At 69.7% G+C, this 15,423-nt stretch carries 15 protein-coding genes and 1 riboswitch; of the genes, 6 read left to right on the forward strand and 9 right to left on the reverse strand.

All coding sequences use genetic code 11. From position 1 onward, the window contains the following. Positions 1-53: 53 nt before the first annotated feature. From ABZ893_RS07465 to ABZ893_RS07475, 3 genes are all read right to left on the reverse strand, one after another. Complete coding sequence (locus ABZ893_RS07465; protein WP_361398284.1) at positions 54-500, reverse strand: SPW repeat protein; 447 nt, start codon at positions 498-500, stop codon at positions 54-56. A gap of 157 nt (positions 501-657) precedes the next feature. Continuing rightward, a complete protein-coding gene (locus tag ABZ893_RS07470; protein WP_361398287.1) occupies positions 658-1,788 on the reverse strand; it encodes a CapA family protein in 1,131 nt (376 codons plus the stop codon). Between the two features lie 210 nt (positions 1,789-1,998). After that, positions 1,999-2,760 carry a LysM peptidoglycan-binding domain-containing protein gene (locus tag ABZ893_RS07475; protein WP_361398290.1) on the reverse strand — a complete coding sequence of 254 codons (762 nt, stop codon included), beginning with the start codon at positions 2,758-2,760 and terminating at the stop codon, positions 1,999-2,001. Positions 2,761-2,763: 3 nt separating this feature from the next. After that, positions 2,764-2,959, reverse strand: a riboswitch (cyclic di-AMP (ydaO/yuaA leader). 819 nt (positions 2,960-3,778) lie between these two features. On the opposite strand from ABZ893_RS07475, the gene ABZ893_RS07480 reads away from it, so the two are divergent. Next, positions 3,779-5,038: a M14 family metallopeptidase gene (locus ABZ893_RS07480; RefSeq protein WP_361398293.1), complete on the forward strand. Its 1,260-nt coding sequence runs from the start codon at positions 3,779-3,781 to the stop codon at positions 5,036-5,038. A 61-nt stretch (positions 5,039-5,099) separates the two neighbouring features. Here ABZ893_RS07480 and ABZ893_RS07485 read toward each other — a convergent pair whose 3' ends face one another. The 5 genes from ABZ893_RS07485 to ABZ893_RS07505 all read right to left on the reverse strand — a co-directional run bounded on the left by ABZ893_RS07485 (position 5,100) and on the right by ABZ893_RS07505 (position 8,680). Then, positions 5,100-5,504, reverse strand: coding sequence for an FKBP-type peptidyl-prolyl cis-trans isomerase (locus tag ABZ893_RS07485; RefSeq protein ID WP_361398296.1), 405 nt, complete (start codon positions 5,502-5,504; stop codon positions 5,100-5,102). Positions 5,505-5,583: 79 nt separating this feature from the next. After that, positions 5,584-6,009 (reverse strand): hypothetical protein, encoded by a 426-nt coding sequence (locus ABZ893_RS07490; RefSeq protein ID WP_361398299.1) that lies wholly within the window; start codon positions 6,007-6,009, stop codon positions 5,584-5,586. Between the two features lie 37 nt (positions 6,010-6,046). Next, positions 6,047-7,060 carry an FAD-dependent monooxygenase gene (locus tag ABZ893_RS07495; protein ID WP_361398303.1) on the reverse strand — a complete coding sequence of 338 codons (1,014 nt, stop codon included), beginning with the start codon at positions 7,058-7,060 and terminating at the stop codon, positions 6,047-6,049. Then, a complete protein-coding gene (locus tag ABZ893_RS07500; protein ID WP_361398307.1) occupies positions 7,057-7,581 on the reverse strand; it encodes an isoprenylcysteine carboxyl methyltransferase family protein in 525 nt (174 codons plus the stop codon). The genes ABZ893_RS07495 and ABZ893_RS07500 overlap by 4 nt, the downstream gene beginning before the upstream one ends. 40 nt (positions 7,582-7,621) lie before the next feature. Further along, positions 7,622-8,680, reverse strand: a complete 1,059-nt coding sequence (locus ABZ893_RS07505) for a 3-oxoacyl-[acyl-carrier-protein] synthase III C-terminal domain-containing protein (protein ID WP_361398309.1) — start codon at positions 8,678-8,680, stop codon at positions 7,622-7,624. A gap of 187 nt (positions 8,681-8,867) precedes the next feature. Between ABZ893_RS07505 and ABZ893_RS07510 the strand changes: the two genes are divergently transcribed. Further along, positions 8,868-9,737 (forward strand): UbiA family prenyltransferase, encoded by an 870-nt coding sequence (locus ABZ893_RS07510; RefSeq protein ID WP_361398311.1) that lies wholly within the window; start codon positions 8,868-8,870, stop codon positions 9,735-9,737. 65 nt (positions 9,738-9,802) lie between these two features. On the opposite strand, the gene thpR is transcribed toward ABZ893_RS07510, so the two are convergent. Further along, complete coding sequence (gene thpR, locus ABZ893_RS07515; RefSeq protein WP_361398314.1) at positions 9,803-10,462, reverse strand: RNA 2',3'-cyclic phosphodiesterase; 660 nt, start codon at positions 10,460-10,462, stop codon at positions 9,803-9,805. A 207-nt stretch (positions 10,463-10,669) separates the two neighbouring features. On the opposite strand from thpR, the gene ABZ893_RS07520 reads away from it, so the two are divergent. From ABZ893_RS07520 to ABZ893_RS07535, 4 genes are all read left to right on the forward strand, one after another. Further along, positions 10,670-11,245: a 2Fe-2S iron-sulfur cluster-binding protein gene (locus ABZ893_RS07520; protein ID WP_361398317.1), complete on the forward strand. Its 576-nt coding sequence runs from the start codon at positions 10,670-10,672 to the stop codon at positions 11,243-11,245. Next, a complete protein-coding gene (locus tag ABZ893_RS07525) occupies positions 11,242-12,243 on the forward strand; it encodes a xanthine dehydrogenase family protein subunit M (RefSeq protein WP_361398320.1) in 1,002 nt (333 codons plus the stop codon). The genes ABZ893_RS07520 and ABZ893_RS07525 overlap by 4 nt, the downstream gene beginning before the upstream one ends. Continuing rightward, positions 12,243-14,336, forward strand: a complete 2,094-nt coding sequence (locus tag ABZ893_RS07530; RefSeq protein WP_361398324.1) for a xanthine dehydrogenase family protein molybdopterin-binding subunit — start codon at positions 12,243-12,245, stop codon at positions 14,334-14,336. The genes ABZ893_RS07525 and ABZ893_RS07530 overlap by 1 nt, the downstream gene beginning before the upstream one ends. Positions 14,337-14,506: 170 nt before the next feature. Further along, the gene (locus tag ABZ893_RS07535) at positions 14,507-15,403 is read left to right on the forward strand and encodes a class I SAM-dependent methyltransferase (RefSeq protein WP_361398327.1); all 897 of its coding nucleotides are present in this window, start codon (positions 14,507-14,509) and stop codon (positions 15,401-15,403) included. The last annotated feature ends 20 nt before the right edge of the window (positions 15,404-15,423 follow it).

Here is a 15,423-nt window from a genome sequence, read left to right on the forward strand (position 1 = left end):
GCGCCTCTGTCCGTTCTGTCCGGGAGGAGCGTCACATCTGTCCGGGAGGAGCGTCACGTCCGCCGCTTGGACATCATCCCCAGCAGCCCCGTGCCCACGGCGAAGCAGATGGCCAGACCGCCGACCACCGCGTTGTTGATGACCACCGAGGCGGGGTGCAGGCCCCTGGCACCGGAGACCGCGAACGGAGCGATGACGGTCCACACGCCGATCCCGGCCGCCGCCCAGCACATGGCGTGCGTACGTTCGTAGGCGGAGCCGAAGCCGCCGCCCATGAGGAACGCGTACCCCAGGCCGGCGATCAGGTTGGTGATGGCCAGGGTCGTCAGGATCGTGTGAAAGCCCACGATCCACGGCGATGCCGCCAGGTACAGACCGGTCAGCAGGGCCAGTCCCTCCATGATCTGCGCCGTCCCAGTCGTGGTCGCCCGCTCGGAGCTGGCACGCAGCGCGAGTATGTCCGGGTGTTGCTCGATCCCCGGGAATGTGCGTTCGGTCATGTCAGACACCTCCCGTGTCCTTCCGAACCGCGTTCGATGCTCATGGGGAAGAAGGGGAGGAAACCTCTTACTTCCTCCCTACATCATGGTCCACACCCTTCCCCGAGGCGTGGGCCGAACGGCCCCTCACGGGGTACCGGGCGGCGCATAGCGGAGCTCACGTGCGGTGCCCGGCGCGCAGCGGTCGCGGCGTGAGCGTGCCGTCGGGCCCACCGTCGACGCGGGTGCCGAACTCCCGGCTGCGCCGGTCGAGGACGGCACGCAACCACTCGGTGTCCTCGGGCGAGGCATGTTCCAGCCGCATCCTGCGCGCCCGCAGGGGCACCATCCGTACGTCGACCAGCCGTCCGGTGTCGGCCTCCACGGAGACCAGGTACAGCAACCGCAGGTCGTCCCGGTACCGCTCGTAGCCGCCGATGCCCTCGTAGTCGTCGACGAGGTCGCCGCAGCCGTACAGGACGAGCCTGTCCCGGTACACCTCCAGCGGACGCGGATGGTGCGAGGAATGTCCGTGTACGAGGTCCACGCCCGCGTCGACGAGAGCGTGGGCGTAGCTGACCTCGGAGCGGGAGACGGCGTATCCCCAGTTGGGACCCCAGTGGACGGAGGCGACCGCGATGTCCCCCGGCCTGCGGACATGCCGCAGACGGTCGGCGAACGCGGAGGCGGCAGCCATCGACGGTTCCCGGACGACGTCGACACCGGCCCGCTCCCCGGTGGCGGCCCAGCTCTCCGGGATCCCGCTGGACGGCATACCGAAGGAGAAGACCAGCACCCGCCCGCCACTTCCCAGGGGCACGATCGCCGGCTGTCGCGCCCGCACGTCGTCCGGGCCCGCACCAGCCGTCCGCAGCCCCGCCCCCGCCAGGGCATCGAGCGTTTCGTGGAGGCCGCGCGGGCCGAAGTCGAGTACGTGGTTGTTCGCCAGCGAGCAGACGTCGGGCCGGACCGCGGCCAGGCACGGCAGGTTGGCCGGACTCATCCGGTAGTGGACCTCCTTGCCGGGCGCGAAGTCCCCGTCGCCTGTGACGGAGGTCTCAAGATTGACCAGCCGCACGTCAGGCGCGACGTCGTCCAGGACCGACAACGCCTCGCCCCACGGCCAGCGGAAGCCGACGGGCCGGGGGATCGTCCCGCTCGCCGCCTCCGCCAGCCCGACGTAGGCACGGGCATCACGGATGTACGTCTCCCGCAGCGCCGGATCACCCGGGCACGGCAGAATCTGATCGACCCCCCGGCCGAGCATCACGTCCCCGCCGAGGAACAACGTGACCACACCCTCGTACACACCTCCACGCTAAGACCGTCGCCGACGGTGCGCGAAGGGGCGTGGGATAGGCGGAGCGAGCAAAAGGCGCCTGACTTGGCCACTGGCCAGGTCAGGCGCCTTTTCTTGACACTAGTAGGGGTGGGCAGGTCCGCGTCAGGGCCTGCTGGAGCCGGCCTGAAGAGTCAGGCGCCCACCACTGCTACTGCTGCTGTGCGGTGAAACCGTCTGTCAGTACGGGCCGTTCACGTTGTCGATCGAGCCGTACGTGGCGGCCGCGTAGTTGCACGCGGCGGTGATGTTGGCGACCGGGTCGTAGCTGTCCATCGACGTGCCGGCCACGTGGTACGCGGCGAACGTGGGGTCGATGACCTGGAGGAGACCCTTGGAGGGGGTGCCCGCGACGGCGTTGGAGTCCCAGTTGTTGATGGCCTGCGGGTTGCCGGAGGACTCGCGCATGATGTTGCGGTGGATGCCCTCGTAGGAGCCGGGGATCCCGTGCTTGGCCATGATGTCGAGCGACTCCTTGATCCAGCCGTCAAGGTCGTTCGTGTAGGTCTTCTGCGCCGTGGCCACGACCGGCGCGGCCGCCGGGCGCGCGGAGCGGTCGGCCCGGTCGGCGGTCGGCCTGGCGACCGTGGGCGCGGCCGCGTTCTTCGTGCCGAGCGTGAGCTTGAGACCCGGGTGGATCAGGTTCGGCTTGTCGCCGATGACGCTGCGGTTGTCCTCGTAGAGCTTCTTCCAGCCGCCGTCCACGTGGTGCTCGTGGGCGATCTTGGCGAGGGAGTCGCCGTGGACGACTACGTAGGACTCGGGGGCGGCGGCGGTCTTGGCAGCCGGGGCGGTCTTTGCCGCCGGGGCGGCCGGCGCCGCGTCGGCCACGGTCGCGCCGAGCACCGGGAGAACGAGAACGGCTCCGCCCGCGCTCACTGCGGCGATGGTCCGGGCAAGCGTCTTGGCGTTGGGGCGGCGGTGGGTTCCCTTTGCGGGCATGACAAATTTCCTCTCCGTCGCCTGCGAGGTGAGCTGTCGGGTTCGGACGGGAGATGTCCGGTCGCACTGCGTGTGCGACTTCACCCCGAGCCGTTCCGGAATCCGGATCGGCGGCTTACCTGGGTCCCCCGCTCCTGCCGCAAGTTTCTGAGTGGGTGGAGGGTTTCCGGACAGCGGCAGGATTCGGCGTTCCATCCGGAGTGAGGCAGACGTTAAGCGAGAAAGCGCGGACGGAACAAGGCAGGAATTCGGATGCGGAATACGCGGGGTCGGTCCCGGGAGATCGAAAACTCCCCGCCTTCTTTGATCGAAAACCCCAACTTTCTTTGCCTGCAACGGAAGCGGGCCCGGGGAAGATCGAGTTGCCGGCGGTCATTCGTGTGACCCGTTTCACTGAATGGGACGTAGATCGGAATGCCATTCAACGGCGCATCTAAGCCGGATATTTCGCACCAGCGACGCGTAAATGCGGCAGTAAAGTGGCGAGTATCGCTAATTACGCGAAGAGGAATGTTTGCACTCAAGATGGACATAAGGTGCGGGTGGATTTGCGTCACAAAACGGGCATCTAGCCATGAATCATCTCGGTCGATCGGCTGATCGACCGAGAGGGTGGCGGACCCCGCGGTCGCACTGCCTGTCCGTGGGTCGGCCGGCTCAGGAAATCTGTGAGCTCAGATGTCGGGCCTACGCATAGTTTCCGGTCAGTTACTGATTGGCCGTCACTGGCTTGGGGTGCGAATAAGGGATTTATTGCTGCGCGGGAATGCGGGAGCGTGTGCGGACCCTGCGCCCGTGCGCCGAACTCAATGATTGACGCTGTTTCAGAAACCGTGACAACGGTCTCGGCGACGCGGACCGGCTTGCCGCCGGCGCCCGGCTTCACCGTGATCTGGGTGCGGGTCGGGCATGGGCATTCGCGTAGGCCCCATTGACCGTTCCTTGACCCTCGGGTCAGCATCATCCGGAACGCCCCCCCACGCCCGTCCCGCCCGTAACGTCGTGAGGAGCCCGCCTGATGCGCACCCACCCCCGCACGCGGAACACCCGTACACGAGCGCTGTGCACAGCCGTCGCCACCGTCGCGGCCTCCGCCGTCTTAGGGACCGTACTGGTCACCTCGCCGGCCGCGGCCACCGCCACAGCCGCGGAGAGCGAACCCGGCAAGTGCAAGATCTCCGACGATCCGTCCTGGTCCGGCTGGACCGACCACGGTGAACTCGGCGCCACACTGCGGCAGATCGAGAAGACCAGCAAGGGCCGGGTGCGGGTCGATGTCGCCGGGCGCACCACCCAGGGCCGCGAACTGTGGACCGCACGCGTGGGCACCGGCCCCCGCGTCCTGATGGTCACCAGCGCCATTCACGGCAACGAGCGCACCGGCACGGAGGCCCTCATCGGCATCCTCAAGCAGCTCGGTTCGAGCTCAGATCCGCAGGTCGCCGAACTCCTCAGCAAAGTCACCCTGGTCGCGATGCCGATGGTGAACCCGGACGGCGGCGAGCTCAACCGTCGTATCGACGTACGTTCCTGGGACCAGACCGTCGCGCAGTTCCCGCAGCTGGCCGGGGCGCCGCGTGCCTGGTACCACAGCCTCAGCGGCGACGGCATCGACCAGCCCGGCTATGACCTCAACCGGGACTTCAACCCGGATCTGAACTACGTCCCGAAGGCCTCCGACCTCCCCGGCGAGCAGACCGGCGCCGGCTTCTTCCTCACTCCCGAGTCACGCGCGATCCGCGACACGTACGTGAAGATGCGCAACGAGAAGGGAGCCGTCGACGCGTTCATCGATCTGCACCACATGGGTCCCTGCGAGCGCGTCTCGGGCGGCCCGCAGGACGGCAAGCTGATCACGGTCTCGCTGGACTATCCGCCGCTCGGCGTGAACGACGGGGCCAAGTACAAGAAGCAGTGGCCGAAGCTGGACCAGGACAAGTCCCGCCGCTACGCGCTCACCGTGGCCAACGGCATCGCCGACGCGTACGGCGAGCAGTCGAGGCTCGCCGCGACCGGCCGCTACCTCCATCCCGACGCGCGCGAATACGCCGGCCAGGGCCGCTCCGCCTTCGCCCTCAACGGAACCGGCACGGTCCTCTTCGAAGTCCGCGGCCAGCAGGACGACTTGGGGCAGAAGCAGCGCGGCATGTTCGTCCAGTCCGTGCGTACCGGAGTGGAGTCCCTGCTGACGGGCCTGGCCACGGGCAGCGCCGACCGGGTCGACGGCGACGACTTCTTCAAGCTGCCGGACTATGGGTGGGAGACCTCGGCGGACTGACCCCGCTGCCCTCCTGCGCTGTGGTGCCCGGCCCCGCGGGGCCGGGCACCACCAGAAGTCTCTAGGCGTTGCTCCACCCAGTCGTGCTGGAATACAAGTCCACCAGGTCCACCACGAAGACCAGGGTCGAGCCCGGCGGGATCAGCGGCGAGGGCGACTGATTGCCGTAGCCGAGACGCGGGGGAACGATGATCTCGCGCCGACCGCCGACCTTCATCCCCTTCACCCCTCGGTCCCAGCCCTTGATGACCCTGCCGCTGCCCAGGGCGAACTTGAACGGCTCACCCCGGTCCCAGGAGGCGTCGAACTCCTTCCCGGACTCGAAGGTCACCCCGACATAGTGGACCCTGACCACCATCCCCGGCTTCACCTCGGCCCCGTCCCCGATGACCAGATCCCGGATGGTCAACTCGGTAGGAGCGTCACCCTCTGGAACGTTGACCTCGGGCTTCGTAGGTTCACTCATAGCAGCCTCATCACTCTCCGCCGGAAGCCCTGGCACGGACCAGCCGAACACATGGACATTCCATGCGCAGACGGTCACGCTACCGATCGGTGGACCCTCCCAAGTACGCCTGCAAGGCCTGCCTGGCGCCGGAGGAGAGCCGGTCGGGGTCGAGAGTGTCCACGGCGAGGGCGAGCGCCGCCTCACCCATCTCCGGGAAGGAGGCCGTCAGCAGTCGCTCGTCATCGAAGAGCGGCTCGATCACCTGGAACGCCGCTGCGGCCCGAATCGACGCGTCAGGGCTCGCCAACAAGACCTCGACGAACCGAAAACACCTCTCGAGTACGTCACCGTCCGCGCCGCCTGCCCGCGGAGAACAGAGTCGCGGAATGAGGAACCCGTCGGTGAAGACGTCCTTGAGGAAGTCGTAAAGATCCAGGTTCGCCTCCGCCTCCGCCCGCTCCTTCAACTCCGGTACCAAATCACCGAGCAGACCCGGAATGGCCTCCCGAGACTTCGCTTCCATTTCCCCTCCACCCTCTCTTCATTCATGACACGCCCTCTCACTCCAAGGCGTGGATCGCCGCGGAGAATACCGGGGGCATCCGGGATGCTGTCGGGACGATGAGGCGGGCGGTGTGGGGGTGGCGGGTTGCGGTCAGGAGGGCGCCGGTCAGTAGGCGGTGGCGGCGGGTCAGTCGGATCCAGGCGCGCTCGTAGTCCTGTGCGCGTCCGGCGGTCAGGCAGCGGACGGCTGCTCGGGCCGTCGCCAGGCCGAGGGTGATGCCTTCACCGGTGAGGGCGTCCAGGTAGCCCGCGGCGTCGCCGACGAGCAGGACACGGCCGGCGACTCTGCGTCGCGTCCGTTGCCGCATGGGTCCGGCGCCCCGTACGGCGGTGGCGGCCGAACCGTGGAGCAACGACGTCAGGGCCGGGAAGCCGGCGAGGTGCTCGTCGTAGCCGCGGCGCCTTCGGCTGAGGATCGCCACGCCCACCAGGTCGTCGGCGACCGGTGTCACGTAGGCCTCGCCCTCCCTGGACCAGTGGACCTCCACGAAGTCGGTCCATGGTTCGACGCGGAAGTGCCGGCGCAGTCCGTAGCGGCCGTCTTCGATGCCGGGCAACTCCAGTCCCAATGCGCGTCGCACGGGGGAGTGCAGGCCGTCAGCGGCGATGAGCCACCGGGCTTTCGTGCCTGCGGCGGCGACGTAGTCAGCTTTCTGACGGACGTCTCCGACCTTGCCCGTCATCATCCTGACGCCGAGGTCGTGAGCGCGCCGGTGAAGCGACGCGTGGAGTGTCGTGCGGCGGATTCCCAGCCCGCTGCCGTCGCGGAAGCACGCTTGCGCGTGGGCCGTGCCGTCCACGTAGCGGATGCCGCGCAGCTCATGGCCGGCGGGTTGGATACCCAGCCGTCGCAGTGCGTCGACACCGCTCGGCATGACACCCTCTCCGCACGCCTTGTCCACGGGTGCGGTCCGGGGTTCGACGACGACTGCCTCCAGGCCGGCGAGCGCGGCGTGGATGGCGGCGGCCAGACCGGCCGGCCCGCCGCCCGCCACCAATACGTCGATCACGCGGCGGTGGGCGTGGCCGAGGCGGTCAGGGCCTGGTTCTCGCAGCGGATGCGGACGGTGAGCAGAGCGGCGTTGAGCAGGGTGAACAGGGTCGCCGTGACCCAGGCTGTGTGGATCAGCGGAAGGGCGACGCCCTCCGCGGCGACGGCTACATAGTTCGGATGCCGCATCCAGCGGTACGGGCCCGCTGTCACCAGCGGCAGTCCGGGTACGACGATCACCTGGGTGTTCCAACGGGGCCCGAGCGTGCTGATGCACCACCATCTGAGCGCCTGGGCGGTCGCGAACACCGCCAGCATCGGCCCGCCCAGCGCGGACAGGAAGGGACGGCCGGCCAGCCACACCTCGCAGAGGCAGCCGGCCAGCAACGCGGTGTGGAGGGCGACCATCGCCGGGTAGTGGCCCTGCCCGTAGAACCTCGCCCCGCGGGCCGTGCTCCACCGTTCGTTGCGACGGGCGACGACGAGTTCGGCGACGCGCTCGCCCGCGACGGCGGCTACCAGCAGTCCGTACCACAGCATGTCGTCCACATCCTTCGATGCTCGAACCACCAGCTACCAACTACCAGCGCAGCAACACGAGTTCGCAGGCAAAGCCAGGTCCCATCGCGAGCAGCACGCCAGGTGTGCCCGGCGGCGGAGGGGTGTCGGCCAAGGTGTCGCGCAGGATGTGGAGCACCGACGACGAGGACAGGTTGCCGACCGAGGCCAGGTGACGCCAGCTCACATCGACGGTGCTGGCGGGTAGGTCGAGTGCCTCGGTGACGGCCTCCAGCACCTTGGGGCCGCCGGGGTGGCACACCCACGCGGTCACGTCCTTCTTCTTCAGGCCGTGCTCCCCGAGGAACCGCTCGACGTCTTCGGTGAGGTGACGGCGTATGACATCGGGGACCCGAGGGTCGAGGACGACCCGGAAGCCGGTGTCCTTGACGTCCAGGCCCAAGAGGCGTCCGGTGTCGGGATAGAGGTGGCTGCGCGCGTCCACGATCGTCGGTCCGGCGCTCTCGCTCCGGCGCTGTGCCCCAAAGCCGACGACCGCAGCGGCCCCGTCGCCGAACAGCCCGGTGGCGACGAGGTTGGCCATGGAGGCGTCATTGCGCTGGAACGTGAGCGAACACAGTTCGACGGACACGAGCACGGCCACGTGGTCGGGCCGACCGAGGAGGTAATCGTGCATACGCGCCAGCCCGCCGGCGCCACCGGCACAGCCCAGGCCGAACATGGGCAGGCGTTTGACGTCCCGTCGCAGTCCGAGGCGGGCGGCGATCCGGGCATCGATCGACGGGGTGGCGATGCCACTGACGGAAGTGAAGATCAGCAGGTCCACGTCCGCCGCCGACAGCCCGGCTTTGTGCAACGCTTCCCGTACGGCCCGGCCACCCAGTTCGGTGGCGGCGGCGATGAAGACGTCGTTGGCGGCGCCGAACCCGCCCAGCTCCTCGTACCGTTCGAGCGGCAGCGTCATGTGGCGCGAGTCGACCTTGGCACTGCGGTGCAGCCGGTCAAGGACCGTGCGGTCGGCGCCCCGGGGAAGACACGTGCGGGCCACCATGTCGGTGATCTCGCGCTGGGCGTGACGATGCGGTGCGAGGTCGCCGTGAACGGCAGCGATCCGCGTCATCCGAGTCCTTCCCGCCCAATGACTCCTGGGGTGGCATGTGGGGTGGCCTGTGGGTGGCTCGTGGGTGGCTTGCTCTCCACGTGTTCCCTACGTCCACGGCTCGCCACCAGGGTTCGCCCGTCCGGCCGTTCGTCCCCTCGTGCGCGTGTCACGGCCGGACGGGGCTTGAGTGGCTACCATCGGCGAGGTGGGCACTCCCGGGGATGCGGCGGCCGACGGCGCCAGGGTGACGTGGCTGGTCCGGACGGTCGGCCTGGCCGGTTCGTGCCACCCCGGACCTGTCGCGGTGGTCACCGCTCTGACAGCCGTGATGGCTGTGACCTCGGGCCAGGGCACTGCTCGTAGCGTCCTCACGACGGTCGCCGTTCTGGCAGGTCAGCTGTCCATCGGCTGGTGCAACGACGCGGTCGACGCACGCCGGGACATCGCCGCCGGGCGACACGGGAAACCGGTCGTCGACGGCGCGATCGGTGTGAGACAGGTGTGGGTGGCCGCATACGTCGCCCTGGCTCTGTGCGTACCGCTGTCGCTGGCCTGTGGTGTGCTGGCGGGCACGGTTCATCTCGTGGGCGTGGCGGCTGCGTGGGTGTACGACCTGCGGCTCAAGGCGACAGCATGGTCGTGGGTGCCGTACGCGGTGGGTTTCGCCACGCTCCCGGCGTTCGTGGCGCTGGGGCTGCCCGGGCAACCGTGGCCGCCCTGGTGGGTCGTCACCGCCGGGGCCCTTCTGGGCGTCGGAGCCCATCTGGCCGACGCACTGCCGGACATCCGCTCGGACCTGGCACTGGGCGTACGAGGCTGGCCGCACAGGTTCGGCCCCGCCGGGGCGCGACTGCTGCTACCGGTCCCGCTGGTGACCGCGACGGCGGTTCTGGCCCTGGGCCCCGTCGGCCCACTCGACAGATGGGGACTGACGGCCCTCGCGGCGGCCGTGCTGGTCGCGGTGACGGGGGCGGTACTGGGGCGCCGCCGGGAAAGGACGGCCTTCGCGGCGGCGGTGGTCGTGGCGGCGGTCGACGTGGGGTTGCTTCTGGTGCGCGGCGCCGGGGTCACGTAACCGTTCGCGGATTCGCGGTGAACGGGTCCGGAAGGTTTGGTCCGCGCCTGGTCCGGTGACCCACCTCATGGCGCGTGGGGCCGAGCCGGCGTCATCGCGGGCCCCGCACCGTCCTGGTGTGGCGGGTTCGGGTCGGAACGCCTGTGACCAGTGATGAGGGTCCATGCGTCGATGTCCTGATAGCGCCGCGGGCCGGGGTGGCCTCTTGTCGTGCTGCCGACCAGGTGGAGGCGTTCGGTGTGCCAAGGGCGTCCGGTGAAGCCGTCGAGGCTGGCGGCCGCCGCCGTTACGGACGTGTTGTCGTAGCGGCGAGCGCGGGCCAGCGTGAGGTGGGGACGAAGTGGACGTTCGGCGAAGGCGACGTCGCAGTCCCTGACCCGCGTTCGTACTGCTTCGGCCAGCTCGTGCAGCTGGTCGAGATCGCCCTCGATACCGCTCCACAGCACTCGCTCGTCGAAGTGTCCGCCACCGAGCAGCGCCAGTTCGAGACGCGGGAGGGAACCCGCCAGGTCGGCGAGGGGTGAACGAAGCCGCTGGACGGTGTGCACGGGCAGCTCGCCCAGGAAGGCCAGGGTGATGTGCCAGTCCTCGATGCGGTTCCAGCGCAGGTCGGGACAGGCGGCGTAGGCCGGGCGCAGCGCGTGTGCCAGCTCGTCCTTCGCATGGTCTGGCGGCGCGAGGGCGATGAACGCGTGCTGGGTGGCGGTCTGGGGCGGTTCGGTCACGGATGCCTTCCTACCTCATACGTCCGTGGGGGCCGAAGCCCGGCTGCCCCCGGCGGCCGTCCGCTGCGCAGCCTTGGTCGCCGTCCCGATCACTGGCCGGCTGCCACCGGGCCGGTGGCCCGCGCGCCGCTCGCGGCCTGCCCGCCACCTGCGTGAGTCGGCGCCACGCGCCGTGTGAGCGGAGGTGGCGCAGGGAACCTTTGGGCGGTGAATACCGAAATCACCGTGCACGTCGACGGGGCCTCGCGGCGGCTGACCGTCGACACGCGCACGACGCTGCTCGACGCGCTACGCGAACGGCTGGGGGTGACGAGCCCCAAGAAGGGCTGCGACCACGGCCAGTGCGGTGCGTGCACGGTGCTGTCGGGCGGGCAGCGCGTGTTGAGCTGCCTGACCCTCGCGGTCACCCAGGACGGCGCTCAGGTCGTCACCGCCGAAGGGCTCGCCGCCGAGGCGGCCACCGCCGATGGACAGCACGTCGGCAGCCTGCATCCGGTGCAGCAGGCCTTCATCGACTGCGACGCGTTGCAGTGCGGCTACTGCACCCCTGGGCAGGTCGTATCCGCGGTCGGAATGCTGGACGAGTTCGCGCGGGGCTGGCCCAGCGCCGTCACCCGCGGCACGGGGGCACCGCGACTCGACCGCGCCGAGGTGGCCGAGCGCATGAGCGGCAACCTGTGCCGCTGCGCCGCCTACGTCAACATCGTGCCCGCCGTTCAGCAGGCAGCAGCGGCGTCCACCGCCCGGCCGTCCACCGGTACCGGTACGGGGGTGGCCGGGTGAAACCGTTCGACTACGTGAGCCCCACCGACGCGGCATCCGCCGTGCGCAGTGTTGCCGACGACGCGACCGCGGTGTTCCTCGGCGGCGGTACGAACCTGGTGGACCACCTCAAGCTGGGCATCGTAGAACCCGACCTGGTCGTCGGCGTCACCGGTCTGCTGTCCGCCGAGATCGAGGAGCTCGGTGCGGGCGCCCTCAGGATCGGCGCGGGCGTCAGCAACAGCGAACTCGCCGCGGACCCACGAGTGCGCGAGTGGTTCCCCGTACTGTCGGAGGCGCTGTTGTCGGGCGCGTCGGGGCAGTTGCGCAACATGGCCACCGTCGGCGGCAACCCGTTGCAACGGACGCGGTGCGTCTACTTCCAGGACATCACGACGCCGTGCAACAAGCGGGAGCCGGGCTCGGGCTGTTCGGCCGTAGGAGGCTGGACCCGCAACCACGCGATCCTCGGCGCGTCCGAGCACTGCATCGCGGTCCACCCGTCCGACATGTCCGTGGCGTTGGCCGCGCTCGACGCGGTGGTGCGGGTGCTCGGTCCGGACGGCGAGCGCACGATCCCGTTCGTCGACCTGCACCGGCTGCCGGCCGACACCCCGGAGCGCGACACGGTCCTCGAGCACGGTGAGCTGATCACCGCGATCGACCTGCCGGCGCAGCCCATCGCCCGTCGTTCGGCCTACCGCAAGGTGCGTGACCGTGCCTCGTACGCGTTCGCTCTGGTCAGTGTGGCCGCCGCGCTCGAGATCGAGGACGGCGTGATCGTGGACGCGCGCGTCGCCTTCGGTGGCGTGGCGCACGCACCGTGGCGCGCGTACCGGGCCGAGGAGGCGCTGCGCGGATCCCCGGCGTCGGAGCGCAACTATCGCGCCGCCGCAGACGCCGAACTCGCCGACGCACGGCCTGCCGAGGGGCTGGACGGCGGCAACGCGTTCAAGATCCCTCTGCTGCGCCGCACCCTCACCGCCACCCTCCGCGATCTGGGCCGAGAGGACGCCTGATGACCTTCCAGAGCGAGCCGGGGGCCATCGGCCGCGACCTGCCCCGCCGGGACGGGCCGGCCAAAGTGCGGGGCACGGCAACCTACGCCTACGAGACCCCGTTGGAGAACGCCGCCTACGTGCATCCCGTCCAGGCCACGATCGCCCGTGGGCGGGTCGTGAAACTGGACACCACCGCAGCCGAAGCGCTCGAGGGTGTCGTCAAGGTGCTCACCCCCGCCACCGTGGAGCGCCTGGCCTCCACCGAAGACAGGGAACTCGCGGCCCTGCAGGACGAGGAGATCGCCTTCCGGGGACAGGTCATCGCGGTGGTCGTCGCCGACAGCTCCGAGGTGGCGCGGCACGCCGCCGCTCAGGTCCGGGTGACGTACTCGCAGGAGGCGCACGACTGCGAACTACGGGCCGACCGCGACGACTTGTACGCGCCTGAGACGGTGAACCCGGGCCTTCCCACCGACACCGCCGAAGGCGACGTCGACGCAGCCATGGCGGCCGCGGAGGTGACCGTCGAGCAGACGTACTCCACCGCGATGTACCACAACAACCCCATGGAGCCACACGCCACGACAGCCCTGTGGGACCCGTCGGGCGACGGCTTCCTCACCCTGTGGGAATCCACTCAGGGCGTCCACCCGACCCGCGCCGTCATGGCCTCCGTGTTCGGTCTCGACGAGGCCCAGGTCCGGGTCGTCTGCCCGTACGTCGGAGGCGGTTTCGGGTCGAAGGGGCAGCCGCACGTCAACGTGGTGCTCGCCGCGCTCGCTGCACGCGCGGTCCCCGGCCGGCCCATGCGCCTCGCCCTCACACGCCGGCAGATGTTCTCCCTCGCGGGCTACCGCACCCCGACGATCCAGCGATGCCGCCTGGGTGCCGACCGCCAGGGCAATCTGACCGCCCTCGCGATCGACGCCGTCGGACAGACGGCGAAGCTCAAGGAGTTCGCCGAGCAGACGGGCGTACCCGCCCGGATGATGTACGCCTCGCCGAACCGGCGGACCACACACCGGTTCGCCGCCCTCGACGTCCCGCCGCCGTCCTGGATGCGCGCCCCCGGCGAGTGCCCCGGCATGTTCGGGCCGGAGGTGGCCATGGACGAACTCGCGGAGCGCCTGGGTATGGACCCGGTCGAACTCCGGATCCGCAACGAGCCCGACGTCGAACCCGGTTCGGGCAAGCCGTTCTCCAGCCGGAACCTGGTCGGCTGCCTGCGAGAGGGAGCGGCACGCTTCGGCTGGGCGGAGCGCGACCTCCGCCCAGGCCTGCGCCGCCGCGGCGACTGGCTGGTCGGCACGGGTGTCGCGGCCTCCACCTATCCGGTGGCCCGGTTGCCGGGGTCGACGGCGGTGATCAGGCGGGAGGGTGACCGCTACGTCGCCGAGATCGGCGCGGCCGATCTGGGCACCGGCACGTGGACCACCCTGCCTCAGATCGCCGCGGACGCCCTCGGGGTGCCGGTCTCTCAGGTGGACGTACGGATCGGCGATACCCGATATCCGATGGCGTCGGTGGCCGGGGGTTCCTCGGGCATGACGACCTGGGGCTCGGCCGTGGTCGAGGCCGCGCGCGCCTTCCGCTCCGAGTACGGGGCGGAGCCGCCGGACGGGGCCGAGGCGTCCGGCACCGCAGGGCCGCCCGACGACCGCTACGCGATGCACGCCTTCGGTGCGCAGTTCGCCGAAGCGCACGTGCACACGGACACCGGCGAGGTGCGGGTGCCACGCCTGCTCGGCATGTTCGCCGCGGGCCGGATCATCAACCCGCGCACGGCGCGTTCGCAGTTCATCGGCGGGATGACGATGGGGCTGTCCATGGCGCTGCACGAGAACAGCGTGCTCGATCCCCGCACCGGCCATGTCGTGAACCACGACTTCGCCGACTACCACATCACTGCCAACGCGGACGTCGACGACATCCAGGCGCACTGGCTCACTGAACACGACCCCCACGTCAACGCCATGGGGTCGAAAGGGATCGGCGAGATCGGCATCGTCGGCACGGCTGCCGCGGTGGCGAACGCGGTGTGGCACGCCTGCGGTGTGCGCGTACGGGACCTGCCGATCACCCTGGACAAGGTGCTGCACGCGCTGGGGTGAGGAGGATGCGGTGACCGGAGAGATCGTGCCGCCGCACGAGGTGTGACCTACTGATCGAGCGCATCACCGCCGAACACCCCATGGTCCGCAAGATCTGGGGTAGACGGCAGCCGGACGTCTGTGGAGTCTCCCGGCTCCCGCCGGAAATTGAGCCCGACAAGGGGAACGCCATGGAGCAGGAGCAGGAGCAGGAGCAGGCGGAGGCGGAGGCGGAGGCGGCGGAGGCGGAGGCACCCGATCACACCGCGGTGCGGACCGCGCTCTGGCGGGCGATGCACCTCCGGGTCGACCCGCCCCCACATGTCATCGAGGACGAGGTCGGCCTGCGGCTGGTGGCCCCCGGAACCCACTGGCAGGACCGGCCGGACATGGATCCCCGGGCCACCAGCGGGTTCCGGGCGGCAGTCGTCGCCCGTGCCCGCTTCATCGAGGACCTGATCACCGAGCAGGCCGAACAGGGCGTGACTCAGTACGTCATCCTCGGAGCCGGTCTGGACACCTTCGCCCAGCGCAGGCCGGAACTCGCCTCCCGCCTGCGGATCTTCGAGATCGACCAGCCCGGCACCCAGGCATGGAAACGCCAACGGCTGGTCGAGCTCGGTTACGGCATCCCCGACTGGCTGCACCTGGTTCCGGTCGACTTCGAGGCAGGCGCGTCCTGGCCCGAGCAGTTGGCGACCGCCGGCTTCGATCCCGCCCGCCCAGCCGTCGTCGTATCCACCGGCGTCACCATGTACCTCACCAAGGACACCACCGCTGCCACACTGCGGCAGATCGCGCGGCTTGCACCCGGTTCGACGCTCGCCCTGACCTTCCTGTTGCCGGCCGAACTGGTCGATGACGGCGACCGCCGCGGCCTGCGGACGAGCAAGGAAGGCGCGCAAGCATCCGGAACGCCGTTCATCAGCCTCTACACCCCGCAGGAGATGCTGGCACTGGCGGACGAAGCCGGTTTCCGAGGCACCCGGCACGTGCCGGGAGCCTCGCTCGCGGAACGGTACTTCGCCGACCGGCCCGACGGCCTGCGCCCGTCGAGCGGGGAGGACTTCCTGCTCGCCACCACCTGACCGTCCGTCAACACCGTCCG

Origin of the sequence: Streptomyces sp. NPDC046821 (assembly GCF_040645335.1) — a bacterium.
Taxonomy (GTDB): Bacteria; Actinomycetota; Actinomycetes; order Streptomycetales; family Streptomycetaceae; genus Streptomyces.

What these genes read in the sequence shown, in the direction of transcription:
- ABZ893_RS07465 (WP_361398284.1), bottom strand. Translation starts at nt 500, where the DNA reads ATGACCGAACGCACATTCCCGGGGATCGAGCAACACCCGGACATACTC.
- ABZ893_RS07475 (WP_361398290.1), bottom strand. Translation starts at nt 2,760, where the DNA reads ATGCCCGCAAAGGGAACCCACCGCCGCCCCAACGCCAAGACGCTTGCC.
- ABZ893_RS07480 (WP_361398293.1), top strand. Translation starts at nt 3,779, where the DNA reads ATGCGCACCCACCCCCGCACGCGGAACACCCGTACACGAGCGCTGTGC.
- ABZ893_RS07485 (WP_361398296.1), bottom strand. Translation starts at nt 5,504, where the DNA reads ATGAGTGAACCTACGAAGCCCGAGGTCAACGTTCCAGAGGGTGACGCT.
- ABZ893_RS07490 (WP_361398299.1), bottom strand. Translation starts at nt 6,009, where the DNA reads ATGGAAGCGAAGTCTCGGGAGGCCATTCCGGGTCTGCTCGGTGATTTG.
- ABZ893_RS07500 (WP_361398307.1), bottom strand. Translation starts at nt 7,581, where the DNA reads ATGCTGTGGTACGGACTGCTGGTAGCCGCCGTCGCGGGCGAGCGCGTC.
- ABZ893_RS07505 (WP_361398309.1), bottom strand. Translation starts at nt 8,680, where the DNA reads ATGACGCGGATCGCTGCCGTTCACGGCGACCTCGCACCGCATCGTCAC.
- ABZ893_RS07530 (WP_361398324.1), top strand. Translation starts at nt 12,243, where the DNA reads ATGACCTTCCAGAGCGAGCCGGGGGCCATCGGCCGCGACCTGCCCCGC.
- ABZ893_RS07535 (WP_361398327.1), top strand. Translation starts at nt 14,507, where the DNA reads ATGGAGCAGGAGCAGGAGCAGGAGCAGGCGGAGGCGGAGGCGGAGGCG.